Origin of the sequence: Streptomyces bicolor (genome assembly GCF_000719285.1) — a bacterium.
GTDB lineage: Bacteria > Actinomycetota > Actinomycetes > Streptomycetales > Streptomycetaceae > Streptomyces > Streptomyces bicolor.
On sequence record NZ_JOFS01000179.1, the window covers coordinates 1 to 202 of the forward strand.

At 74.3% G+C, this 202-nt stretch carries 1 pseudogene; it reads right to left on the reverse strand.

The features are described 5' to 3' along the window. A pseudogene (locus IF78_RS44810) lies at positions 1–202 on the reverse strand (acetyl-/propionyl-CoA carboxylase subunit alpha); the annotation flags it as partial.

The window sequence follows — 202 nt, forward strand, 5'->3', positions numbered from 1 at the left end:
GACCTCCTGGCCTTCCTCGACGGCGACCTTGACGATGGTGCCCTGCATCGGGGAGGCCAGGGTGTCACCGGAGGCGGCCGGACCCGACTTCTTCGCCGCGCGCCGCTTGGGCTTGGCGCCGGCCGCGAGGCCGGTGCGGGCCAGGGTCATGCCGAGCGAGGCCGGCAGGGAGACTTCCAGGCGCTTGCCGCCGACCTCGACC